We start from the raw sequence: 23857 nt of genomic DNA, 5'->3' as shown, positions 1-23857 counted from the left end.
AAAAATATGTTTTGAGATGAAACAGTATCCATTGCAATGCAAATACGAATATGATAAAGTTTTCCTATTATAGATTAGATTCAGTTCGGATCAATGGGAGTTCAAAATGTAGCTGAGGTGAGTTGGAATGTTACACGGGACAATGTGTGTGAATCAGTACGGTCATTTGGAAATTGGTGGTTGTGACACAGTGGAGTTGGCAAACCAATTTGGAACACCGCTTTATGTATATGATGTAGAATTGATTCGGAAGCGGGCGAGAAGCTTTGTCGGTGCTTTTCAAAAAGCTGGTATGCCGGGCCAAGTAGCTTATGCAAGTAAAGCTTTTTCGTCTTTAGCAATTTTACAAGTGATAAATGAAGAAGGACTTGCACTGGATGTTGTATCCGGTGGAGAATTATATACAGCAATGATGGCCGGTTTCCCCCCGGAAAAAATTCATTTTCACGGGAATAATAAAAGCCCGGCAGAAATTGAGATGGCATTAGATTATCGGGTCGGCTGTTTTGTTGTTGATAATTTTTATGAATTGGATATCCTTGATCAGCTTTGTCGGGAAAAAAATGTAAAAGTGAATATTTTGCTTCGGGTCACACCGGGTATTGAAGCTCATACACATGATTATATTTTAACCGGTCAGGAAGATTCAAAATTCGGATTTGATTTAAATAGCGGTCAAGCAAAACATGCGTTGGATACAGCATTGTCCTCCTCTTTTAACGTGTTGGGCATTCATTGCCATATCGGATCACAAATATTCGAAACAACCGGTTTCTTATTAGCTATTGACAAATTATTTACTCATATTACACAATGGAAAGAAGAATTTCAGTATGAACCGACTGTCGTGAATGTCGGCGGGGGATTTGGCATTCGCTATACTGAAACGGATGCACCGCTTGAACCGGAAGATTACGTTTCTGCAATACTGACAGAAGTTAAAAAGCAGGCTGCTGAAAATCATATTACTTTACCCGAAGTATGGATTGAGCCGGGAAGATCATTAGTTGGCGATGCAGGAACGACATTATATTCAATTGGTTCTACAAAAGAGGTCATTGGTGTAAGAAAATATGTAGCTGTCGACGGTGGGATGAGCGACAATATTCGTCCGGCTTTATATCAGGCAAAATATGAAGCCCTTGTTGCCAATAAAGCAATCCATTCTGATAAAGAAGTTGTTTCCATTGCCGGTAAAGCCTGTGAATCAGGTGATATGTTGATCTGGAATATCCCTTTGGCAAAAACACAACCGGGAGATATTTTAGCTGTTTTTTGTACCGGTGCTTACGGGTATTCGATGGCAAGCAATTATAATCGGCTGCCGCGACCTGCTGTTGTATTTGTCGAAAACGGGCAGGCAACACTTGTTGTTGAAAGAGAAAGCTATCAAGACATAATAAAGCTTGATCGCCCCTTATATGAAGTCGTAAAAAAATAGAGAAGCCTGTTGTAATTTTTATCAATATGTTAAATGATTTTCCTTTTGTCGTGGAAAGGCACTTGAAAAGAGATAATAGAAAAATAGCTTAAAATGTTGTAAAATAATACCGCGTATACTAAACTTGGTATTCGTATAGGAGGGATTGATGAGTTTTTCCGGAATTAACCGGCCCTAAGGCTCCTCCTAAAGGTGGAAGCTCAGTGACCGCAAGTGCGCCTGATTGGTTCAACTACCATTAGCGGGGAAAACCCGTACTGACGAAAGTTTTACTAAATCAATCGTTTATATTCAAACTGCCTGAACCGACTGTATCTGCAATTGCAATTTTATTGTCGTTGTATAACTTAATCTCATTATGGAAAAAATAACAATGGAATAGTTTAATATAATGAGGGATCAAAATGTTAATTCGATATAAAAAAGCATTTGAAAAAATTGCAATGGGCTTATTATCATTTATGCCCACGGAAAAAGATTTGAAGAAATTACAACAAACCATTAAAGAGTATGAAACAAATGACAAATGGCATTTATTTCTATGGAAGTTAGATGATGACTTTGTTGCCATTATTGGAGTTTTAGAGAGAGAAAATCAGATTATGGAAGTACAACATCTCTCCGTTAACCCTTCCCATCGTGGTCAAGGAATTGGCAAGGGGATGGTTAAGGCCTTAAAAGACATGTTTCCGGATAAGGAAATCGTCCCTAACGAAGAATTGGCCGGCTTTTTTGAACATTGTGATCAATAATAGTATTTAGGGCTGTCCAACCAATAACTGTCCCAACTCACAAATGGTGATAGTGACATGAATTCTCACAGGTTTTTGGACAGCCCTTTTATGTTGCCAATAAAATTGAAAAAAAACTATTGGGGTAATACGATGATGTTGATGAATTTTAAAACGGCTGTATTTGAGGGCCCTCTCGACCTGCTTTTGCATTTAATCAAAACGATGGAAGTCGATATATATGATATCCCGATGCAGGAAATCACTGAACAATATTTGTTATATATTCATACCATGCAGGAATTGGAACTCGATGTTGCCAGTGAGTACTTGGTCATGGCGGCTACATTATTGGCGATAAAAAGTCAGATGTTACTGCCAAAATATAATGACTCCATCGATGAAGACATGCCATATGAAGAAGGTTTTGGTGAGGACCCAAGGGATGAACTGGTTTTAAGACTTATTGAATATCGAAAATATAAAGAGGCCTCGGCTAAATTAAAAGAAAAAGAGGCAGACCGATTGTTAATTTATACGAAACCGCCCAGTGATCTCTCGGAGTATTCTTCCGGGATTCCGGTTACCGCTGGCGAAAAAGCGGTGACTGTCTATGATATGTTGGGTGCCTTCCATAAATTAATGCGCAGAAGAAGATTGCAGAAACCGCTCCACACCAAAATTACTCGTGAAGAGATCTCCATTGAGAAACGAATGGAAGAAGTTTACCAGGTGTTAGAGCACTCAGTTAGTTGGGTAAATTTTAATGACCTGTTTCCTTACCCGGATAAAAATTATATTGTGACAACCTTTTTGGCCATTCTCGAATTGATGAAACGGAATCAGATTTTAATCGAGCAGCGCGATAATTTTGCCGATATTTGGTTGACTACAAAAGGCAATGTATGAAGAAGGTGACGATGTTGAGCAGTGAAAATTGGCTTGGAATCTTGGAAAGTCTATTGTTTGCAGCAGGTGACGAAGGATTAACTTTGAAACAAATTGCCAAAGTAATGGAACTTCCGGAATTTGAAGTTGAAGAGATGATCCGGTTATTAAAAAATGATTATGATCATAATGAAAATCGTGGGATATCACTTATCCAAATTGCCGGTACATATCAATTGGCAACTAAGAAGGAATATGCCATTTACTTAAAGCGATTAGTGGAAGTTCCAAACGCTTCCACCTTATCCCAAGCGGCACTGGAGACGTTAACAATTATCGCCTATAAACAGCCGATTACCCGTGCAGAAATCGAGGAAATTCGTGGTGTAAAAACAGAAAGGCCTATTCAAACATTAGTGGCAAAAGGGTTGATTCAAGAAGTGGGACGTGCGGAAGGAACAGGCAGAGCCATTCTCTATGGAACGACAAAGGAGTTTTTAGATTATTTCGGTTTAAAAGACTTGAAGGAACTTCCACCGCTCCCTGAGACGGAAGAAAACGATATAACACAGGAGGAAGCGGATTTGTTTTTTGAAAAATTGAGTAAAGATTAAAAACAGTAAATGGCCGGACGAACGCATAAAGAGCTCCGGCCTTTTATATTTTAAAGAAAAAGTAGCATTTGTCCATTTTTTAACTTTTTATCATAACTTGTACCATTCGGCCATAAACTTGTACAAAACGTAAAAGGAGTCGATGGACAAGTATGTGGGTACGCTGCAGACGGTTCCTAATTTTGGTAATTTTCATCACGATGATCGTAAATGTAACTCCTCCTATACATACGTATGCGAATGAAATAAATGTCAGTTCATATAGTGCGATTGTGATGGACCAGAAAACAGGTCGCGTCTTTTTTGAAAAGAATGCTCATGAAAAAAGGAGAATCGCCAGTATTACAAAAATCATGACGGCTATTCTGGCAATTGAATCTAATAAAATGGGAGAAACAGTAACTGTCAGTAAAAAAGCGACAAGAGCGGAAGGATCCTCCGTCTACTTAAAACCGGGTGAAAAAATCAAATTAAGAGACCTCGTTTATGGCTTAATGTTGCGTTCCGGGAATGATGCTGCAGTTGCAATTGCTGAACATGTGGGGGGAAGTGTGGACGGATTTGTTTTTATGATGAATGAAAAAGCGGCCCAAATCGGAATGGAGAACACGCATTTTGCCAATCCTCATGGTCTAGAAGATCAAGACCATTATTCAAGTGCCTATGATATGGCTATTTTAACAAAATATGCCATGGAAAATAAAGAATTCCGGAAAATATCCGGTACAAAAGTCCACTACGCACCGAACCCGGATAGTGAATGGAAGCGAAAATGGACAAATAAAAATCGATTATTAACTGAATTGTACAAATATTCGACAGGCGGGAAAACCGGGTATACAAAAAAAGCACATAGAACACTAGTATCCACTGCTTCAAAAAATGGAATGGATCTGATTGCTGTCACATTAAATACTCCATCACAAACGGATTGGACCGAGCATATTCAAATGTTTGAATATGTATTTGATCATTATGATTATCAAGTCATTGTACCGGATGGAACGATTGATAAGATAACAAAAAAAATCTATAAAAAACATGCATATATCGCACATGAATATGTTTATCCGATTAACGAGGACGAAAAGGAGTCGTTTCACGTTCATTACCGTCTTATAAAACCGAAAAAAGAATGGAAAAAGAATACAGATAAAATTCCGGAAGTTATTGGGAAAACCGAAATTTATTTCCATGATGAACTCATTCATACAATGCCAATTTATTATGAACATGAAAACAAACAAGAGCCGTCTTTCTTTGACTCTTTTAAACAATTATTCAGTTCTGTGGTAGGAGTAAAATTATGATTAACTTAATTTGGGTGTTGATGATTGTCATTGGCATTGTTTTTGCCATGTTTAACGGGACTATGGATGAGGTGAATAAAGCGATTTTTCAAGGGGCCGGGGAGGCAGTAACATTATGTATTGGTTTTATTAGTATTCTTGTATTTTGGCTCGGTTTGATGCGCATTGCCCAAGCGTCCGGATTACTAGACAAGCTTGCTAATGTTTTTCGCCCAATCATTAAAAAAATTTTTCCTGATATACCGGATGATCACCCGGTCATGGGCTATATTTTATCAAATATGATAGCGAATATGTTCGGACTGGGGAATGCCGCAACTCCACTGGGAATTAAAGCAATGGAGGAGCTAAAAGAATTGAATGGCGGGAAAAGCGAGGCATCCCGTTCCATGATTACTTTTTTAGTCATTAATACGGCAAGTATTACAATTATTCCGACAACCGTATTATCGATTCGAATGAATTATGACTCCGCATCACCGGCAGAAATTGTTCTTCCCACTATTATTGCATCTGTTTTCGCAACAGTTTGTGCAATTTTTATTGACCGGTTTATGTATAATCGAAAAAAGAGAAATCGGGTGAAATAATGGCAATCATTTCCACGATCTCATTATGGATGATACCAATCTTGATTGGCTTTATTTTAATACACGGCACATGGAAAAAAGTGCCAACATATGAAACATTTGTTGAAGGCGGCAAAGAAGGGATTAAAATAGCAATTTCCATCATTCCTTTTTTAGTCGGCATGTTGGTCGCTATTTCCATTTTTCGTGCCTCCGGTGCATTGGAATTTTTTGTCGGGCTTCTCCGTCCGGTTCTCGAGCGAATCGGAGTCCCGCCGGAAATCATCCCGCTGGCTATTTTGCGTCCGATCTCCGGAAATGCTGCTCTCGGTGTAACGAGTGACTTAATTGCTACCTATGGGCCGGACTCTTTTATTGGCAGACTTGCATCAGTTATGCAAGGCAGTACAGATACGACTATTTATATTTTAACCGTTTATTTCGGTGCCGTGGGAATCAAGAAAATGGGCGATGCTTTAAAAATCGGACTGATGGCAGATTTAATCGGATATATTGCCAGCATAATTGTCGTTACTATTTTTTTCGGAATGCAATAAAAAGATGCGAACGAGACCGGATCATGATTATCCGGTCTTATTTCTATTTTTGGCCCCATATGTATTTTCTTTGTTTTTCAATTATATTTATGGCATAATTCTGGCAGGATAATATTATCGTATTTGTACATATATAGGTATAATGGATATGCATTATCTTTTACCATATAAACCAAAATGTTTACAATAAATTAAAGGAGTGTCCACTATTTGGAAAGACTACAAAAAGTTATTGCCCACGCAGGTGTTGCATCAAGAAGAAAAGCTGAAGAACTCATAAAACAAGGGAAAGTAACTGTTAATGGGAAAGTGGTAACGGAATTGGGTTTAAAGGTTAGTTCAAAAGATTATATTGAAGTAAATGGAATTAAAATTGAACAAGAGGAACCCGTTTACTTTTTACTTTATAAACCTAGAGGGGTTATTTCGGCAGTTAGTGACGATAAAAACCGAAAAACTGTACTCGATTTTTTTCCGGAGATAAATAAACGAATTTATCCGGTTGGCAGACTTGATTACGATACTTCCGGTTTATTACTGTTGACCAATGATGGCGAGTTTGCAAATCTTTTGACACATCCAAAATACGAAATTGATAAAACATATATTGCCAAAGTAAAAGGCATACCGAGCCGGGAAGATTTAAAAAAACTGCAAAAAGGGGTTCGGTTGGAAGATGGATTAACTCGTCCAGCAAAAGTAAAATTTTTATCCGGGGATCGGAAAAAGAACAGTGCAATCATTGAAATCACCATTCATGAAGGAAGAAATCGCCAAGTCAGAAGAATGTTTGAGCAAATTGGCTATCCGGTATTAAAGTTAAAGCGGGAAAGTTTCGCCTTTTTAACTTTACACGGATTAACAGCCGGCGAATATCGACCGCTGACGCCCCATGAAGTAAAACAATTAATTGCCTTAGCGAAAAGCGGACCGTCTTTTTAATCATGAAGGAATCATTTTCCAGCGAAATTGGGACATCTGAAAGTTGAAGCCAACCTGTAGGATGTCTTCCTGTCAAAAAAATGTAAAAAACGGCAGAAATGTTGAATAGTCTTTGAATATTTATTTTAGCCATGTCACAAAAAGTTCATATTTATAGGATAATATTATTCTGCAAAAATGGTATAATCATACAAAAAATGGGAGGGGTTTCAAATGAAAAAAAAGCGAAGACTCGCTCTCAGAACAATCATCCTAACGGTGCTATTGGTAGCTATTTTTTATACATTGTATGCCAATTTAACGAAAGATACACGAAAAACGGCAGCTGTAGGAGAAGAGGCACCGGATTTTGTGTTAAAAGATTTAGAGGGAAATGAACATCGTTTGTCTGATTATCGTGGCAAAGGTGTATTTTTAAATTTTTGGGGAACTTGGTGTAAGCCGTGTAAAACAGAAATGCCCTACATGGAAAATCAATATCAGCAATATAAGAACCAAGGGGTAGAGATTATCGCTGTTAATGCAGGAGAAACGAATTTAGCGATTGAAACATTTGCCAAACAATATCAATTATCATTTCCAATTGTCGTTGATGACACGGGTGAAGTTCAAAAAGCATACGGCATCTATCCTTTACCGGCGACTTTTCTAATTAGTCCTGATGGTAAAATAGTCGATTATATTGAACAATCCTTAACAGAAGACATGATAAAAAACTATATGGAGCGGATTAAACCGTAAAATGAGGGGGGGAAGTTCATGGGAAAAGTAAAGTGTGAATGCGGTCATATCAACCCCCATGGAACCATTCTTTGTGAAGCATGCGGAAAAATATTAGACGAAAAGGTGAATCAAAATGACTTGCTGGATATGAGATATGAAGGGAGTGCAAGAAGATCCCAAACGTATAACAAAACGATTATTGATAAAGTGTGGAATTTTTTTTCATCAGTGAAAGTCGGAGTAACCTTAATCGTCGTTACGCTAATTGCTTCAATTATCGGAACCGTTTTACCGCAGGAAGGAAATTTGTCGATCCAAATACCGGTGAATCAATATTATGAGGAAAGATATGGCTGGTTTGGGAAAATTTATTATACGCTTGGTTTCCATGATTTATACGGATCTTGGTGGTACTTATTACTGATTGCTTCCATTGGTGTTTCGTTAGTCATTTGTAGTCTGGACCGGGTCATCCCTCTGTACAAAGCATTGAAAAATCAAAAAGTCACTCGCAATTCCGGGTTTTTAAAACGGCAACGACTATATAGTGAAAAACAGATTGATAATACCGGTGGAGATATTACGATCGTAAAAGAAAGATTAACGAAAAAACGTTATAACGTGATGGAAGAAAACGGGAATTTGCTGGCGGAAAAGGGCAGGTTTTCCAGATGGGGTCCTTATATTAATCATATTGGATTAATTATTTTTCTCATTGGAGCTATGCTTCGTTTTGCACCGGGATTTTATGTGAATGAAGCGCTATGGATTAAAGAAGGCGATACGTTAGCAATCCCCGGTACAAATAAAGAATACTATCTTACGAATCACCAATTTATTTTGGAACTATATGATGAATCCGATGGTGAAGTATATAAGGAAGCGCTTAACCAAAAAGGTGGGGTTGTCAAAAACTACCAGTCTAATATTACGTTGTATAAAGCAGAAGCGTCATTACCCGGGGAGAAACCGAAATTACATAAATTGGAAGATTACCAGATTCAAGTGAATAAACCATTAAAATTTGATCAATATGCTATCTATCAATCAAGTTATCGCTTGAACGAAATTGCAAAAATGACATTTTCATTAACCGATAAAGAAAGCGGACAAACATTTGGGGACATTACGATTGATTTAACAAATCCTGAGGAAAACTATGATTTAGGTAACGGTTATCAGGTTGAGTTAATGAGCTATTTTCCTGATTTTCAAATAGTAGATGGTGAACCTTCAACAAAATCGAGTAAACCGGTAAATCCGGCTTTTGCTTTTAAAATGGTTACACCGGACAAACCACAAGGAGAAGTTAGTTTTGCTGCCATTCAACAGACGATCGAACCGATGGGTGAAAATAAATATAAAATGACTTTCAAATCAGTAGATACTGTGAATTATAGTGGATTGACGGTCAGAAAAGATTTAACTTTGCCGATTATTGCGTTGGGCGGCGTAATATTTTTGATTGGTGTTGCGCAGGGTTCGTTCTGGTACCATCGCAGGATCTGGTTGAAACAAGAAAACGGAGTCATTTTGTTAGCCGGTCATACAAATAAAAATTGGTACGGTTTTGCAAAGGAGATTGAAACGATCGTTCACGGAACAAAAATTCCAGTTCCCGTTGATCAAACTTTGTTAAAAGAAAAGAAAGCCATGGAAGGACAAGGGGGGAAGTCAGTTGGTTGAACTGAGCGGCAATTTATTATTTGCAGCTTTTGTTTTCTATTTGGTAGCAATTTTATTTTTTGGGGGAGCGATTAGACAGAAAAAAGGGTTAGAAGGCAGTCCTTATCAGAATAAACCGGTTCGAAGCGGAAAAATCGCTATGACGCTCACGATTTTGGGATTTATTTCTCAACTCGGTTATTTTATTACAAGGTGGATTGCGGCAGGACATGCACCTGTTAGCAATATGTTTGAATTTATTACGTTTTTTAGCATTATGATGGTGGGAGCCTTTATTATCATTTATTCAATTTATCGATCCACCGTTCTCGGTTTGTTTACCCTGCCGATTGTTTTAATCATCATCGCTTATGGCAGCATGTTTACGAAAGATGTAACGCCGCTTATCCCGGCATTACAAAGTTATTGGCTGCCCATTCATGTGATGACAACCGCAGCCGGACAAGCAATTTTGTCGATTAGTTTTATTGCCGGATTAATTTATTTAATCAAAACGATTGACGCATCAGCACCTCCAAAGAAACAATTTTTTTTGGAAATGATCTTATACTGTATCAATGCCGTTATTGGATTTATCATGATTAAATTGGTTTTTTCAATAATGAACTATCAAGCTGTTTTTGAATGGGTGGATAAAGAAGGAAATACCTCCACATTAAAATATACTTTACCTGCAATTTTGGGACCCAATGAATGGAACTTGTTAACAGCAGGAAGAATGGAACCAATCTTGGAAATGCCTGCAATCCTTGAAGCACAAAAATTTAATACAGTTATTTGGTCCTTTATTGCAGGCACGGTTCTTTATATATTGATTCGCTTAATAACAAGGAAAAAGGCAGCCCGGCTATTTCATCCGTTTGTGAAAAAAATTAATGCCGATTTTCTCGATGAAATCAGCTATCGATCAGTATTGATCGGATTTCCTGTATTTACACTCGGCGGACTCGTTTTTGCGATGATTTGGGCCCAAATTGCGTGGACCAGGTTTTGGGCATGGGATCCAAAAGAAGTATGGGCATTGATCACTTGGCTCTTCTACGCTGCTTTTCTTCATTTACGCCTTTCTAAAGGTTGGCATGGTGAAAAATCAGCCTGGCTTGCGGTCATCGGATTTGGCATCATTATGTTTAATCTTGTTTTTGTCAACCTGATTATTGCCGGATTACATGCCTATGTGTGATCGTCCTATAAAAATTATTGATAAGAACAGTGAATTTTGATTCTATATGTAAAAGTTTTTTGAATGAAATAAGTGAAATGTGACGTATTTGTCACATTTTGGCGGTCTCCATTATTCATTATTGGAGACTTTTTTTATGGGAACATTTATACTAGTAGTGACAAAAAGTTTTTTGGTCACTTTTGTAATCGTGAAATACATATAGAAAAAAGTTGTCGATTTTTGTACAATGTTGGTAAGGAGGGTTCACCTTATGGAACAAGAAGTGAAAATTTTAATTGTTGATGATGAAGAACGGATTAGAAGATTATTGAAAATGTATTTAGAGCGGGAAAATTATTTGATCGATGAAGCACAAGAAGGAAACGAAGCTTTAGAAAAAGCACTGGCAAATGATTATGATTTGATCATACTTGATCTAATGCTACCCGGAAGAGACGGCATAGACGTTTGTCGGGAAATCCGAGATAAGAAAGCAACACCAATCATTATGTTGACGGCAAAAGGTGAGGAGGCAAACCGGGTTCAAGGCTTTGAAGTCGGTACAGATGATTACATTGTCAAACCGTTTAGTCCGCGAGAAGTTGTTCTTCGCGTAAAGGCACTTTTAAGAAGATCGTCTGTAACAGGCTTTTTACAAACAGATACAACAGCAAAGAATGTCCTGGTATTCCCACATTTAACAATAGATCATGATGCGCATCGTGTATTGGCAAACGGAAAAGAAGTAAGTTTAACTCCTAAGGAATATGATTTGCTGTATTTTTTGGCCAAAACCCCTGATAAAGTATTTGACCGAGAGCAATTATTAAAGGAAGTTTGGCATTATGAATTTTTCGGGGACTTGCGCACCGTCGACACCCATGTCAAGCGTTTACGGGAAAAATTAAGTAAAGTGTCGGAAGAAGCGGCAAAAATGATTGTAACGGTTTGGGGCGTGGGATATAAGTTCGAGGTCGTTCATGAATGAAATGGAATAGTGTTGTCTTAAAACTTTGGGCAACGATATTATTGCTCGTTTTCGTTGTTTTATTTGTGTTATTAGTTTTAATCATTCAATTTTTCAATGATTTTGTTGGTGAACGAGCAACAGATTCTTTGACGAATACGGCTTACAGGATTGCGGTTAATCTTGAGAGGCATGACGATTTGGAATTTGGTTTGGAAGTTGCCTGGGAATTGTTGGATGATGTAACAAACGCAATTATTATTACCGATGAGGATCATATTTACTATTCACAACAAGATGATGCTGAAAAATTTACTTTAAACTATTTTTACAATGATCCTGTATTTAAAAAAGTTTTCACTGGTAACAAAACAGTCAAAAAAGAAATACAATTATCCTCGGAAACGGGCAATGTCGATCAAGCATTAATGATTGGCGTACCGCTGGATAAATTTTCCAATCAAAAAGGTGCTGTATTTATATACCAGTCATTAGATGTCATGAATGATACAATGAAAGCCACTAATAAAATTATTATGTGGTCTGCTTTAATTGCCTTTATCTTAACAACCGTTTTTGCGTTTTTCTTGTCAACGAGAATTACTGCCCCGCTTCGGAAAATGCGTGAATCTGCTGCCGAAGTCGCGAAAGGAAAATTTGATGTAAAAGTACCGATTTTAACACGTGATGAGATCGGTGAATTGGCGAAAACATTTAATCAAATGCGGAAACAATTGAAGATTAATGTGACCGCATTAAAACAGGAAAAAGAGCAATTATCAAGTATTTTAAGCAGTATGGCTGACGGAGTGATTACCTTTAATAAAGCAGGGGAAATCATCGTTACGAATCCGCCGGCACAACAATTTATTAAAGCATGGGAAAAAGAACAAGAAATTAATAATGATACTTCCAAAATACCGCAAAAATTAATCAACCTGATTAACGATGCGGTTGCGAATGAAACAGAACAAACAGGAGAAATTTCTTTTCAAGGGAAATATTGGACAGTTATTGTTACGCCTCAATTTGATGAACAATCGATTCGTGGTGCAGTTGCAGTATTGCGTGATATGACTGAAGAAAGAAAACTGGATAAACTCAGGAAAGATTTTATTGCAAATGTCTCTCATGAATTAAGAACCCCTATTGCCATGTTGCAAGGGTACAGTGAGGCGCTGATGGATGATATTGCCGCCAGTGAACAAGAGCGAAAAGAAATTACCACGGTTATTAATGAGGAATCTCAGCGTATGGGGCGGCTAGTTAATGAGTTGCTCGACTTGGCGAGGTTAGAATCGGGTCAAATGCGCCTGTACAAAGAAAATGTTGAAATAAAACCATTCATTGAGCGAATCTCTAAAAAGTTTATGGGGGTTGCAAAGGTTAGTAATGTCCGATTAGAAATACAAGTAGAAACAATGAAAAAAGTTTATACGTTTGATCCGGATCGTATCGAGCAAGTACTGACGAATTTAGTGGATAATGCAATTCGCCATACACATGAAGACGGTCTGGTCCGAATCATTGTAAAAGATAGTGAAAAAGGGCTGCAAGTTGAAGTGTCCGATAATGGGTCCGGCATTCCTGAAGAAGATCTTCCGTTTGTCTTTGAACGATTTTATAAAGCCGATAAAGCGAGAACGAGAGGCAGATCCGGAACCGGTCTTGGGCTGGCCATTGTTAAAAACATTATTGATGCCCATCAAGGAACGATTTATGTAAAAAGTAAAATCGGCCAAGGTACGACATTTGTTTTCGTTTTACCACAAGAAAATTAAAGAAAGTTGTAAATATTTGCCGATAAATCTTGTTTCATACGGAACATAGAAAAGCGGCGGCGGCCAGTTAGCAGCCAGTTTTTATGCATTACACTCAAATACAAGGGCTTTCCCATCATAAAAGTAGTTAGAATGTATGGGAGCCCTTTTTTTATACGTTTTGGGTATAAATTTCCGGGAAGTTTCACTTTATTACCTTAACGGGAAGTAAGACCCCCACCTCAAAGGTCGTCGGTCTGCTTTTCGTCATTTTTTTCGCTGGAAAATTATTTAATCCAGATTATCTAGATGACTAGGCAAATTCAAAGATGGAGATGGCAACCGAAAAAGCCGGGTCATTAGGTCGTGAAGGATCGTCGAAAAATAATCCGAAAAAACGTTTTTCACCGTTTCAAGACCGTGATGCTTTCTGTTGATGGCACGCCTGATGTTCCTGTTGCGCCAAATTTAATTGATTTACATGCAGTGACACCATAAATGAGTTGCCATATTAATCATTGTTAAATGATTCAAAAACAATTTTTTCCATCGACATTCACATTTTTTTCATTTTTTCCGAATAAACTTAGGTGAAATAATCATAATAATGTAATGTGGTTTTATTGTCATTTTTTGGACAAGCACTATTTGAAAATGTTCGAAAGTATGACTAACTTTAGGAGGAAAATAATGGTTGAATATATAAAAAGACTGCTGCTTGGCATAATTATGATGGTAATTATCACCATTCTTATTATCGGAAGTAAGCAATCAATCGCAAGGGCTGAGGGGATGGAACTGTCATGGATTTGGCCTGCAGACGGTGTTATTACCGATGTATTTGGCACAAGGAATGGTCAACATAAAGGAATTGATATTGCCGATGTAACAGGGACTCCGGTATTATCTGTCGATGTCGGTCGTGTAAGTAAATCATATTATTCTGATACATATGGTCATGTTGTGTTTATTAAACATGAAACAGGTTATGAAACGGTCTATGCTCATTTGTCTAAAAGAGAAGTTCAAGAAGGACAAATGGTTGCTAAAGGGCAGAAGATCGGATTGATGGGCAGTACCGGTGAATCATCCGGCCCCCATTTGCATTTTGAAATACATCAAAATGAATGGACAGAAACGAAAGAGAACTCCATAGACCCGACAAAAATTTTCGGGATCGGGGAAATCGGCCAGCATGTTAGTGCCGGTTTAATGCCTACCAAAGCTGTAGAAGTGGGTAAAACGCTATCCGATAAGTACACAGTTAAATCCGGTGATACGCTTTGGGGAATTGCCAATAAGTACGAAACAACAGTTCATGATATAAAACAATTAAATGATTTACAGAGTGAAATCATTGTACCCGGCCAACAATTAGTGGTGGAACAGTAGAAAAGTTTGCCCGGCCATTCGGAGGTTTTAGATCCATTCCATTTTATCTTTTTACTAAAAATGCGCAGGATGTAGGTTTTTCTACTTTACAATTTTGTTTTTATATAGTATATTAAATAAAAAATATGGTTCATCTTCGGGGCTGGGTGAAATTCCCGACCGGCGGTAATAAGGTGTATCCTTTAAGCCCGCGAGTCTAATTTTTAGACAGGATTTGGTGAGATTCCAAAGCCGACAGTATAGTCTGGATGGGAGAAGATGGAGGTTTCGGTTTGTTCTGTTTTCATTTCAGGACGTTTATTTAACCTGCCATTAAACAATCTCCCCGAGGAATTTTTCTCGGGGTTTTATTGTGAGGAAGAAATCGAAACCAATTCTTCTTCTTTCTTTTGTGATGAATCACAAAAAAGGAGAGGTAGAAATGAAAAAATTTAATGTCAAAGCTTTTGTAATCATTGGAATGCTTAGTGGAGTCGCGTATGTTTTAATGCTCCTGAACTTTCCGCTCCCGGGTTTCCCAACGTGGTTAAAAATTGATTTTAGTGATATTCCTGCGTTGATAGGGGCCATGATTATGGGACCGGCAGCAGGAATACTAATCGAGTTAATTAAAAATTTATTGGACTTAATTTCAACCGGCAGTGAAACAGGTGTCCCGGTTGGTCATATTGCCAATTTTGTTACCGGAATCTGTTTTATTTTGCCAACGTATTTTGTTTATCTAAAAATTAAAACGACAAAAGGCTTAACCATTGCTTTAGCAACTGCCAGTGTGATTACGGCACTTGTGATGAGTGTACTGAATTATTTTGTATTTATCCCGATGTATGGCTACTTTTTAAATTTCCACTTGCCGAATGAAGTAGTTGTTCAAGCGATTTTGCCGTTTAATTTACTAAAAGGAATATTAATATCCGCTGTTTTCTTTGGATTATATATCAGGATGCAAAGTTGGATTCAAAAACAACAGTCTGCATTTAATCAGGTATAGATATTAAACATTAGCATAAAAGGACCGATACGAATAGTATCGGTCTTTTTATACATTACTCAAATTTGTCCGGGTCCCCATCAAAAGGTTCATCACTGACACGAATGGAATCAGTCGGACAGCCTTCGAAAGCATCCATCATATCGTCTTCTAATATTTCAGGTACTTCACTCGTACCGGTATTATCGTCAAGTATTACATATGCAATACCTTCATCATCATAATCATAAATATCTGGAGCAGCAGCACCACAGGCACCACATGCGATACATGTTTCTTTATCAACGATTGTATATTTGCCCATTCCATTATAGCCTCCTTTATTTATTCGTCTCTCTTTACATGAACGAAAGGAAGACATCTTTCATTGTAAAACTCGGGCAAAGACTTTTCAATAGATTTGTAGCTGGAAATGATCCAACCATGTTGATTATTGACAATTAGTTGAAAATCTACCTGGAGAAAAGAAAACCATTCCTTCCAACGAATTCATGGTAAAATAAAGATGGTGATACCTGTGAACTACTTTTATGCGTTAATTTTGTACTGTATATACCAATTTAAAGGTGAGCGATCAATTAAAGCTGTCCAATATTTGTTAACCGGAAAAAAATCGACACAAACATTACAAGATGCAGTTTGGTATTCATTACAACATCTTTACTCAGTATACCCGGAAATGGACGCTGATGCTTTTATTGATACAGTGAAAAAATTAGAAAAAACCGGGTCAATAGTTATTTCCAATAAAACAGTCACGCTGACTGATTCAGGTAAAAAAGCACTTTCCGAGTTGATGTCGGGATCTCCGGTACCGGAACACTTAAATGGTTGGCAATTTCACCAAATTGAACAACTTTTTTGGCAAAGGCTAACCTTACTCGTTCAAATACTTACTAATTGGGCCTATAGTGAAACGAAATTTATTCCGGTTGTTAGAGACTATCCGATCCAAAACTGGGTGAAACGTTGGCTTGGAGAGAAGCGGCAAATTTATAACAAAAAACAATTATCACTACGTTTATATCATGAACTTTTTACAATTTTTGAAATTTGTGAACAGAACCGAGAAAATCCTGATTATATCGTAGCGAGATTTACCGGCTATCAAAAACCGGGCTACACCTCAACGCAAATTGCCAAACAAGCTGCTGTAGACGAGACATATTACCTATTAGCATTTCGCAGCTGCCTTCATTTTATGATCAAAACCATTTGGCATGAAAGAGGTGAATTTCCAATCCTTTCTTCATTGCTCGCTGATCGAAAGTCACCGTGGACTTTAACCAGTTCAAGTTGGGAAACATATAAATTTTTAAAATATGGAAAGAACGTTGAGGAAATCGCAAAATTTCGTAAACTAAAGAAAAGTACCATTGAAGACCATATCATTGAAATTGCTTTACTGGATCCGACATTTTCAATTGAAACTTATGTAAAACCAGAAACACAAAAACGAATAACCGAAGCGGTAAACCTTTTACAAACGAGAAAATTAAAAACGATTAAAGACTATTTGACGGATATTGATTATTTTTCAATTCGCTTAGTCTTATCCAAAATGAATGACAAAAATGATGTTTAATTATGATTAGGAAAAAATAGGTGGGAAAATGGAGTTAGAAAAGATTTTATATGAAAAATTTTCTTATACTCAGTTTCGAAAAGGACAAAAGGAAATTATTCAATCCATTTTGAACGAAAAGGATACGTTGGCGCTTTTACCAACCGGAACAGGGAAATCATTATGCTACCAACTGCCGGGTTACTTAATGAAAGGGATGGTCTTAATTATTTCCCCGTTGCTTTCACTCATGCAGGATCAAGTTGAGCAGATGAAAATACGCGGTGAAAAACGGGTTGTTGCCATCAATTCGTTTTTAACAAGGGAGGAAAGGCGATCGGTTTTGCAGAACGTTCACAAGTACAAATTTATATATATTTCGCCTGAATTAATCCAAAACGATTTTATTTTTAAAAAAATAAAGTCCGTTCCAGTTTCTTTATTAGTTATTGACGAAGCTCACTGTATTTCCCAGTGGGGATATGATTTTCGTCCTGATTACCTTGAACTGGGACGGATTCGCCGCGAGTTGGGAAATCCTGTTACCTTAGCACTAACAGCGACTGCCCGGGAAGATGTTCAAAATGATATTAAAAAGTTCTTACATATGGAAAATGCCGAGGAATATATTAATTCTGTAGATCGGCCAAATATCGCTTTACAAGTAATCAAAGTCCGAGATTATCAGACAAAAAAACAACATTTGTTTGAACTGGTCAAGCAATTAACAGGCCCCGGTATTTTATATTTTTCCAGTAAAAAATTGGCAAATGAAGTTGCAAAAGAGTTGAATGAACGTTCTCTTGGCCCGGCGGCAGCTTACCATTCCGGGATCGATCAAGAAATGCGGATATTACTTCAACAACAATTTCTATATGATGAATTAAAAATAATGTGTGCAACAAGTGCATTTGGCATGGGTGTAAATAAAGAAAATGTCCGTTATATTATTCATTTTCATCCACCGATCAATCTCGAATCTTATTTACAGGAAATTGGTCGTGCCGGACGAGATGGAGAAAAAAGTATTGCTGTTATGCTTTATGCGGACGACGATATCTTTCTCCAACAACAATTGTTAGAATCCGAATATCCAAGCGATATTCAAATCGACCATTTTTCACGGATTCAACGATTGAAAAATTTTCTCAACAATATAGACGGGAATGTCCCGGAGAAAACAGCAGTCCCTGAAGGTTATACCGAAGTACAATGGCGACTGTTATGGAAGTTTTATATAAATAGTAAAGACGAAAATGATTTTAAAAGGAAATTGCGTTCATTTATTGACGAAAGGCTGGCAATTAAAAAGGTGAAACTGCAAGAAATAACAGATTGGATTGAATATGAAGGTTGTCGGCGAGAGCGATTGCTGATGAGCTTCCAGGAAACAAAAAGAGAAAGACACGATAATTGTTGCGATAATTGTGGACTCGATTTATCATGTTATCAACAAGCAAATGCACTAAAGAAACAGGTTCTTCCGATTAATTGGCGACATAGACTGGCGGAACTATTTTCGATAGAAATGGAGATATGAAGTGAAAAATCGACAAAAACAAATGATTGACCAATTGTCCGATCAGGAACTTTTATTAAATTTTTACATTTCTCAAGCACTAATTTTTTTTATTGCGGTCCTCCTTGCCTTTTTCCTTTTTCCGGATTTCCTAGACGTCTTTCAATTATTCGATTTCAGTAACATCAAATCCATCCTCAAAATTGGCGGAGGAGCAGGGACGCTTGTTGTCTTCATTGATTTTTTATTAATGAAATTTTTACCCTTAGCGTATTTTGATGATGGGGGAATTAATGAACGATTATTTACAAATCGTGGTGTTGTTCCGATTATTTTCATGACTCTGCTCGTTGCGTTTTGTGAAGAATTATTGTTTCGCGGTGTCTTGCAAACGAAATTTGGTCTTGTCACGGCAAGTGTTATTTTTGCACTCGTTCATTTCCGTTATTTATTCAATAAATTTTTATTTTTTGATGTCATTGTATTAAGTTTTTTTATCGGTTTCATATATGAGTGGACAGGAAATCTGGCCGTTTCGTTTTTTATGCACTTTGTTATCGATTGTTTATTAGGGCTATTTATTTATTTTAAAAACCTCCCCAAACAGAAATAAGAAGGTTGGGATGTTTAATTAAGGGAGTGGCTGATAATGGTGCAACAGGATCAGGCAGAACGATTAAGAGAATTGTCTCAACAACAAGAAGAGACGATCATGGCTTCCCATTTGCCGGCACGGAGCGAGTATCATAAGAAAAAACGGGAAGCTGCCAAAAAGAAGAAAAAGAAAAAAAGGAAAATCCAAAATCCTTTAATAAAAATTTTAGCGTTTATTTTTTTGCTATTACCGATTACGATAGGTCTTATCTACTATTATCATGTTCTTCATTCAGAGGAAGATCCGGTTAAAGACGATGATCATTTTGAACAAGTTGAATTTGAATAGAGAGTTCAATCAGAGGGAATTTTTCCATCCCTCTGATTTTTAATGGAAAACTCAAGGAATATGTTGTACAGCTTACCCATATTTTTAATATATAGATATTATGTATGGGGGAGCTGGGGTGTTGTGGAAGATGTTATTAAAAATTTGGAAGATTGGACCGATGAAGCAACAAAAGAAATGTTGCAAAATGTTGTTAAGCGAAAAAGAAAGTTTGATAAATATGAAAAACGTCATCTGATTGTTGTTTGGTTAACAGTGTTTGGATTTATTATGTACGGAATTTATTTATATATATCGGTTTACCAACCAAATTCATACTCGGCTGCTGAGATGTTCAATGCTTTTGTATCAAATTCACAGAATGGGTATTATTTATTCGCCTTGTTTGGATTATTTGGATATATGAATGTCTTGAAAAAGCAGATGGATAAATATGAAAAGGAATATCATGCGCTGCGTTGCGAAATTATTGATAAAAGTGCGGATTTATGGAAAGGTGAAGGATGGGAAAAACGCCATCTTGTATTTGAAATGATGAAAAATAAATATGATATAAATTTGTATCATGAAAATAAATGAGGAGCGGTTTCCTGAAATTATGACTGTACCAAGAACAAATAATTAAATTTTTCATACGATACAATAGGAGTTGCAACAGTCAGGAGGCCGAACTTATGCGGTTAGAGCGAATTGATGGAAACCAAATAAAAATTTTTTTGACATATGATGAATTGGTGGAACTTGGACTTTCAGAGGATGATGTGGATAAAAATTCTTTAAAATGGCATCAACTCTTTTTCAATATGATAAACGAAGCCTATGAGGAATTTGAACAATTTATGGAAGGGACAATTATTATAGAGGTATATTCTCTTCAAACTCAAGGGTTGGTTATTTCGTTCACGTTAAAAGAGGATGATGATTTTAGTTTTGAAAATGATCTATTTCAATCTCAAGATTGGAATGACTCAACTCAAGTAAATGCAGAGTTCTTATATCTTTTTACAGATATAGAAAATTTGCTCCAATTTGCCCACCGGATTTATCCGGTTTGGCAGGGAGGCTCGCTTTTTACCTATAAAAATCATTACTATTTATATTTACTGATTAACGATGAAACAAAAATTGACCAAATCTCCTCAATCCTCTCTGAATACGGGGACAATTCCCCCATCACATATGCATTTCTTGAAGAATACGGACGATGTTTAATCAATGAATCTGCCATTCAAATCTTGATGAAACATTTCCAAAATCTATGAGTCTCTTATGAAAAGAGACTCATATCGATTCATGTTGCTTTAGTCCTGCAAACCCTGTCATTTTTCTTGCATTATATTAAATTCTGTGTATACTTAGTTTTGAATAACAAATATTTGTCGGTGTATTAGGAGGTTTACAAATGACCACCCAAAAGGGTTCAGAGCATTTCGATACTGAAGAAAAAAATGATGTATTAGCATCAACGCAAACGATAATACGTGAAGCACTTGATAAATTAGGTTACTCAGAAGACGTATATGAATTGTTAAAAGAACCTCTCCGGATGATTACAGTAAAGATTCCGGTTCGGATGGATAACGGTACAACGAAAGTTTTTACCGGTTATCGGGCACAACATAATGATGCGGTCGGTCCGACAAAGGGAGGAATCCGCTTTCATCCTAATGTTACTGAGCGGGAAGTCAAGGCACTGTCCATTTGGATGAGTTTAAAATGTGGGATTGTCGACCTGCCTTATGGTGGAGGAAAGGGCGGGATTGTTTGTGATCCACGGACAATGTCATTTCGAGAGTTGGAAGCTTTAAGTCGCGGCTATGTAAGAGCGATCAGTCAGTTGGTCGGTCCGACAAAAGATATTCCGGCACCGGATGTTTTTACTAATTCGCAAATCATGGCGTGGATGATGGATGAATATAGCCGGATTGATGAATTTAACTCACCGGGTTTTATTACCGGGAAACCGTTAGTTTTAGGCGGTTCACATGGACGAGATTCTGCAACGGCTAAAGGTGTTACGATTTGTATCCGTGAAGCAGCCAAAAAGCAGGGATTTCATTTAGAAGGAGCCCGTGTTGTCGTTCAAGGTTTCGGTAATGCTGGCGGCTTTTTATCAAAATTCATGCATGACGCCGGTGCCAAAGTAATCGGGATTTCTGATGCTTACGGTGCGTTGTATGATCCGGATGGTTTGGATATAGATTATTTACTGGATAAAAGAGACAGTTTTGGAACGGTAACGAATTTATTTAAAAATACGATTTCCAATCAGGAATTACTGGAATTAGATTGCGATATACTTATTCCGGCTGCAATCGAAAATCAGATCACCGAAGAAAATGCACATCGTATTAAAGCAAATATTATTGTTGAGGCCGCAAATGGTCCGACAACTTTAGAAGCAACAAAAATTTTAACGGAACGCGGAAAATTAATCGTCCCTGATGTGTTAGCTTCAGCGGGGGGCGTGACCGTTTCCTATTTTGAGTGGGTACAAAATAATCAAGGATATTACTGGTCAGAAGAAGAAGTAGAAGAGAAATTAGAAAAAATTATAGTTAGAGCGTTCAATAATGTTTACAATACCGCTGCCACCAGAAAAATAAATATGCGGTTAGCTGCTTATATGGTTGGTGTTCGTAAATTAGCAGAAGCATGCCGTTTTCGAGGTTGGGTCTAATCATTGTATTTTTTTTAAGTACGAAAATTGATGGAATAAGGCAATTCCAGATGCTGGAATTGCCTTATTCCATTAATTTAAGTTTAAACCTCCACGTAACTCGCTTTAAATTAATGTTGAAAGAATGCCCTTATTCTCCTATCATTAGATTAAAAGAAATTAACGGTCACATCAGATGAACTTGTTGAGGAGGATTTACTATGCATTATGAGGAGTGCATCATCGTTGGCGGTGGTCCTTGTGGGTTAGCTGCAGCTATTCGTTTAAAAGAAATTGGGATTAACCCATTAATTATTGAAAAAGAAAATATTGTTCATTCAATTTATCGATTTCCAACACACCAAACTTTTTTCAGCTCAAGTGATCGATTGGAAATTGGCGGTGTTCCTTTTATTACGGAAAACCGCAAACCGACTCGCAATCAAGCTTTGGCATATTATCGTGAAGTGGTCAAAATAAAACAACTGCGGATTGCACCGTTTGAAGCAGTCGAATCGGTGGGGAAAACTGGAGACCTTTTTACCGTAACTACCTCAAAGGATCGATATGAAGCAAAATTTATTATCATCGCGACCGGGTATTATGATCACCCAAACGATATGAATATACCCGGCGAGGAATTACCGAAAGTATTCCATTATTTTAAAGAGGCACATCCTTACTTTGGCCAAAATGTTGTTGTTATCGGGGGTAAAAACTCAAGTGTCGATGCGGCTTTGGCACTTCAGCAAGCAGGAGCGAAAGTAACGGTCTTGTACCGCGGTTCCGAATATTCAAATCATATTAAACCATGGGTGTTGCCTGAATTTGAGGCAATGGTGAGAAACGGAAAGATTGCGATGGTGTTTCAAGCGAATGTAATTGAAATAACTCCAAATTCAGTTATCTATGAGGTTGACGGAAAAAGAGAAGAAATAGCTAATGATTTTGTTTTTGCGATGACAGGGTACCATCCGGATCATCTTTTCCTTACTAAAATGGGGGTAACCATCGATCCGGTAACCGGTCGGCCGTTTTTTAACGAAGAAACCATGGAGACTAATGTGGAAGGTATATTTATTGCCGGTGTGATTGCTGCCGGAAACAATGCAAATGAAATTTTTATTGAAAACGGTCGATTTCACGGGGACTTAATTGCCAATGAAATAAAAAAACGATTAAATTCATGATTTCTTGGAAAATGGACCTGCCCTGTCTGTTAGAAACTACTTAAAAAAAGATCAGATAGCAATAGTTCTTTTTGAAAAATTAAGTGTATACAAAATGGTGTTTGTTTGTGGACTGATGGTATTGTCTAATTCAATAAGAAAGCTTACTTACAAAACATCGCATTTTCTTAGTAACGATAATGAGAAGAGGATAGGAAAAGTATGCTATCCTCTTAGTTTATGTTGTATGAATATAGTTTCGACATT

General features: G+C 37.3%; 24 protein-coding genes and 1 riboswitch. Of the genes, 23 read left to right on the top strand and 1 reads right to left on the bottom strand.

The window, feature by feature from the left end:
- Positions 1 to 127: 127 nt before the first annotated feature.
- From lysA to NSQ14_RS10710, 15 genes are all read left to right on the top strand, one after another.
- Positions 128 to 1441: a diaminopimelate decarboxylase gene (lysA, locus tag NSQ14_RS10780; RefSeq protein ID WP_034770745.1), complete on the top strand. Its 1314-nt coding sequence runs from the start codon at positions 128 to 130 to the stop codon at positions 1439 to 1441.
- A 404-nt stretch (positions 1442 to 1845) separates the two neighbouring features.
- On the top strand, positions 1846 to 2193 hold the full coding sequence (locus tag NSQ14_RS10775; RefSeq protein ID WP_034770742.1) for a GNAT family N-acetyltransferase: 348 nt from the start codon (positions 1846 to 1848) through the stop codon (positions 2191 to 2193).
- Between the two features lie 132 nt (positions 2194 to 2325).
- Positions 2326 to 3081, top strand: a complete 756-nt coding sequence (locus tag NSQ14_RS10770; protein ID WP_034770833.1) for a segregation/condensation protein A — start codon at positions 2326 to 2328, stop codon at positions 3079 to 3081.
- 14 nt (positions 3082 to 3095) lie between these two features.
- On the top strand, positions 3096 to 3674 hold the full coding sequence (gene scpB, locus NSQ14_RS10765; protein WP_095141215.1) for an SMC-Scp complex subunit ScpB: 579 nt from the start codon (positions 3096 to 3098) through the stop codon (positions 3672 to 3674).
- A gap of 152 nt (positions 3675 to 3826) precedes the next feature.
- A complete protein-coding gene (locus NSQ14_RS10760) occupies positions 3827 to 4984 on the top strand; it encodes a D-alanyl-D-alanine carboxypeptidase family protein (RefSeq protein WP_428831576.1) in 1158 nt (385 codons plus the stop codon).
- A complete protein-coding gene (locus tag NSQ14_RS10755) occupies positions 4981 to 5574 on the top strand; it encodes a nucleoside recognition domain-containing protein (protein WP_034770735.1) in 594 nt (197 codons plus the stop codon). The genes NSQ14_RS10760 and NSQ14_RS10755 overlap by 4 nt, the downstream gene beginning before the upstream one ends.
- Complete coding sequence (locus tag NSQ14_RS10750; RefSeq protein WP_034770733.1) at positions 5574 to 6110, top strand: spore maturation protein; 537 nt, start codon at positions 5574 to 5576, stop codon at positions 6108 to 6110. Before NSQ14_RS10755 ends, NSQ14_RS10750 begins: the two co-directional genes overlap by 1 nt.
- Positions 6111 to 6320: 210 nt before the next feature.
- Complete coding sequence (gene rluB / locus NSQ14_RS10745) at positions 6321 to 7052, top strand: 23S rRNA pseudouridine(2605) synthase RluB (protein ID WP_041846345.1); 732 nt, start codon at positions 6321 to 6323, stop codon at positions 7050 to 7052.
- Positions 7053 to 7265: 213 nt separating this feature from the next.
- A complete protein-coding gene (resA, locus tag NSQ14_RS10740) occupies positions 7266 to 7793 on the top strand; it encodes a thiol-disulfide oxidoreductase ResA (protein ID WP_041846346.1) in 528 nt (175 codons plus the stop codon).
- Between the two features lie 18 nt (positions 7794 to 7811).
- Positions 7812 to 9461, top strand: coding sequence for a cytochrome c biogenesis protein ResB (resB, locus tag NSQ14_RS10735; RefSeq protein WP_341288101.1), 1650 nt, complete (start codon positions 7812 to 7814; stop codon positions 9459 to 9461).
- Positions 9454 to 10644 (top strand): c-type cytochrome biogenesis protein CcsB, encoded by a 1191-nt coding sequence (ccsB, locus tag NSQ14_RS10730; protein WP_034770723.1) that lies wholly within the window; start codon positions 9454 to 9456, stop codon positions 10642 to 10644. Before resB ends, ccsB begins: the two co-directional genes overlap by 8 nt.
- 253 nt (positions 10645 to 10897) lie before the next feature.
- Positions 10898 to 11614: a response regulator transcription factor gene (locus NSQ14_RS10725; protein ID WP_034770721.1), complete on the top strand. Its 717-nt coding sequence runs from the start codon at positions 10898 to 10900 to the stop codon at positions 11612 to 11614.
- Positions 11611 to 13374 carry an ATP-binding protein gene (locus NSQ14_RS10720; RefSeq protein WP_346216324.1) on the top strand — a complete coding sequence of 588 codons (1764 nt, stop codon included), beginning with the start codon at positions 11611 to 11613 and terminating at the stop codon, positions 13372 to 13374. Before NSQ14_RS10725 ends, NSQ14_RS10720 begins: the two co-directional genes overlap by 4 nt.
- Positions 13375 to 14043: 669 nt before the next feature.
- Complete coding sequence (locus NSQ14_RS10715; RefSeq protein ID WP_343127859.1) at positions 14044 to 14745, top strand: peptidoglycan DD-metalloendopeptidase family protein; 702 nt, start codon at positions 14044 to 14046, stop codon at positions 14743 to 14745.
- Positions 14746 to 14873: 128 nt separating this feature from the next.
- Positions 14874 to 15009, top strand: a riboswitch (FMN riboswitch).
- A 157-nt stretch (positions 15010 to 15166) separates the two neighbouring features.
- Positions 15167 to 15736, top strand: coding sequence for an ECF transporter S component (locus NSQ14_RS10710; protein ID WP_251240812.1), 570 nt, complete (start codon positions 15167 to 15169; stop codon positions 15734 to 15736).
- A gap of 55 nt (positions 15737 to 15791) precedes the next feature.
- Here NSQ14_RS10710 and NSQ14_RS10705 read toward each other — a convergent pair whose 3' ends face one another.
- Positions 15792 to 16040, bottom strand: a complete 249-nt coding sequence (locus tag NSQ14_RS10705; protein ID WP_034770710.1) for a ferredoxin — start codon at positions 16038 to 16040, stop codon at positions 15792 to 15794.
- Positions 16041 to 16253: 213 nt separating this feature from the next.
- On the opposite strand from NSQ14_RS10705, the gene NSQ14_RS10700 reads away from it, so the two are divergent.
- The 8 genes from NSQ14_RS10700 to NSQ14_RS10665 all read left to right on the top strand — a co-directional run bounded on the left by NSQ14_RS10700 (position 16254) and on the right by NSQ14_RS10665 (position 23611).
- Positions 16254 to 17321 (top strand): helix-turn-helix domain-containing protein, encoded by a 1068-nt coding sequence (locus NSQ14_RS10700; protein WP_346216322.1) that lies wholly within the window; start codon positions 16254 to 16256, stop codon positions 17319 to 17321.
- A gap of 28 nt (positions 17322 to 17349) precedes the next feature.
- Positions 17350 to 18840 carry a RecQ family ATP-dependent DNA helicase gene (locus NSQ14_RS10695; RefSeq protein WP_034770705.1) on the top strand — a complete coding sequence of 497 codons (1491 nt, stop codon included), beginning with the start codon at positions 17350 to 17352 and terminating at the stop codon, positions 18838 to 18840.
- Between the two features lies 1 nt (position 18841).
- Positions 18842 to 19432 (top strand): CPBP family intramembrane glutamic endopeptidase, encoded by a 591-nt coding sequence (locus NSQ14_RS10690; RefSeq protein WP_346216321.1) that lies wholly within the window; start codon positions 18842 to 18844, stop codon positions 19430 to 19432.
- Positions 19433 to 19468: 36 nt separating this feature from the next.
- Positions 19469 to 19762: a hypothetical protein gene (locus NSQ14_RS10685; RefSeq protein WP_346216320.1), complete on the top strand. Its 294-nt coding sequence runs from the start codon at positions 19469 to 19471 to the stop codon at positions 19760 to 19762.
- A 123-nt stretch (positions 19763 to 19885) separates the two neighbouring features.
- Entirely contained in the window at positions 19886 to 20341 is a 456-nt protein-coding gene (locus tag NSQ14_RS10680) for a YpbF family protein (protein WP_346216319.1), read from the top strand.
- A gap of 95 nt (positions 20342 to 20436) precedes the next feature.
- Complete coding sequence (locus tag NSQ14_RS10675; RefSeq protein ID WP_034770699.1) at positions 20437 to 21024, top strand: adaptor protein MecA; 588 nt, start codon at positions 20437 to 20439, stop codon at positions 21022 to 21024.
- A 140-nt stretch (positions 21025 to 21164) separates the two neighbouring features.
- A complete protein-coding gene (locus NSQ14_RS10670; RefSeq protein ID WP_034770697.1) occupies positions 21165 to 22442 on the top strand; it encodes a Glu/Leu/Phe/Val family dehydrogenase in 1278 nt (425 codons plus the stop codon).
- 200 nt (positions 22443 to 22642) lie between these two features.
- Positions 22643 to 23611, top strand: a complete 969-nt coding sequence (locus tag NSQ14_RS10665) for a YpdA family putative bacillithiol disulfide reductase (protein ID WP_034770694.1) — start codon at positions 22643 to 22645, stop codon at positions 23609 to 23611.
- Positions 23612 to 23857: the final 246 nt, after the last annotated feature.

Origin of the sequence: Caldifermentibacillus hisashii (assembly GCF_039654145.1) — a bacterium.
Lineage (GTDB): Bacteria > Bacillota > Bacilli > Bacillales > Caldibacillaceae > Caldifermentibacillus > Caldifermentibacillus hisashii.
This window is presented reverse-complemented; position numbering and strand designations above follow the sequence as displayed.

Coding starts and splice junctions, on each gene's coding strand:
- NSQ14_RS10755 (WP_034770735.1), top strand. CDS start 4,981: ATGATTAACTTAATTTGGGTGTTGATGATTGTCATTGGCATTGTTTTT.
- NSQ14_RS10760 (WP_428831576.1), top strand. CDS start 3,827: ATGTGGGTACGCTGCAGACGGTTCCTAATTTTGGTAATTTTCATCACG.
- NSQ14_RS10670 (WP_034770697.1), top strand. CDS start 21,165: ATGACCACCCAAAAGGGTTCAGAGCATTTCGATACTGAAGAAAAAAAT.
- NSQ14_RS10720 (WP_346216324.1), top strand. CDS start 11,611: ATGAAATGGAATAGTGTTGTCTTAAAACTTTGGGCAACGATATTATTG.
- resA (WP_041846346.1), top strand. CDS start 7,266: ATGAAAAAAAAGCGAAGACTCGCTCTCAGAACAATCATCCTAACGGTG.
- NSQ14_RS10725 (WP_034770721.1), top strand. CDS start 10,898: ATGGAACAAGAAGTGAAAATTTTAATTGTTGATGATGAAGAACGGATT.
- NSQ14_RS10705 (WP_034770710.1), bottom strand. CDS start 16,040: ATGGGCAAATATACAATCGTTGATAAAGAAACATGTATCGCATGTGGT.
- NSQ14_RS10775 (WP_034770742.1), top strand. CDS start 1,846: ATGTTAATTCGATATAAAAAAGCATTTGAAAAAATTGCAATGGGCTTA.
- NSQ14_RS10770 (WP_034770833.1), top strand. CDS start 2,326: ATGATGTTGATGAATTTTAAAACGGCTGTATTTGAGGGCCCTCTCGAC.
- NSQ14_RS10665 (WP_034770694.1), top strand. CDS start 22,643: ATGCATTATGAGGAGTGCATCATCGTTGGCGGTGGTCCTTGTGGGTTA.
- NSQ14_RS10750 (WP_034770733.1), top strand. CDS start 5,574: ATGGCAATCATTTCCACGATCTCATTATGGATGATACCAATCTTGATT.
- resB (WP_341288101.1), top strand. CDS start 7,812: ATGGGAAAAGTAAAGTGTGAATGCGGTCATATCAACCCCCATGGAACC.
- NSQ14_RS10715 (WP_343127859.1), top strand. CDS start 14,044: ATGGTTGAATATATAAAAAGACTGCTGCTTGGCATAATTATGATGGTA.
- NSQ14_RS10710 (WP_251240812.1), top strand. CDS start 15,167: ATGAAAAAATTTAATGTCAAAGCTTTTGTAATCATTGGAATGCTTAGT.
- NSQ14_RS10675 (WP_034770699.1), top strand. CDS start 20,437: ATGCGGTTAGAGCGAATTGATGGAAACCAAATAAAAATTTTTTTGACA.
- lysA (WP_034770745.1), top strand. CDS start 128: ATGTTACACGGGACAATGTGTGTGAATCAGTACGGTCATTTGGAAATT.
- NSQ14_RS10695 (WP_034770705.1), top strand. CDS start 17,350: ATGGAGTTAGAAAAGATTTTATATGAAAAATTTTCTTATACTCAGTTT.
- NSQ14_RS10685 (WP_346216320.1), top strand. CDS start 19,469: ATGGTGCAACAGGATCAGGCAGAACGATTAAGAGAATTGTCTCAACAA.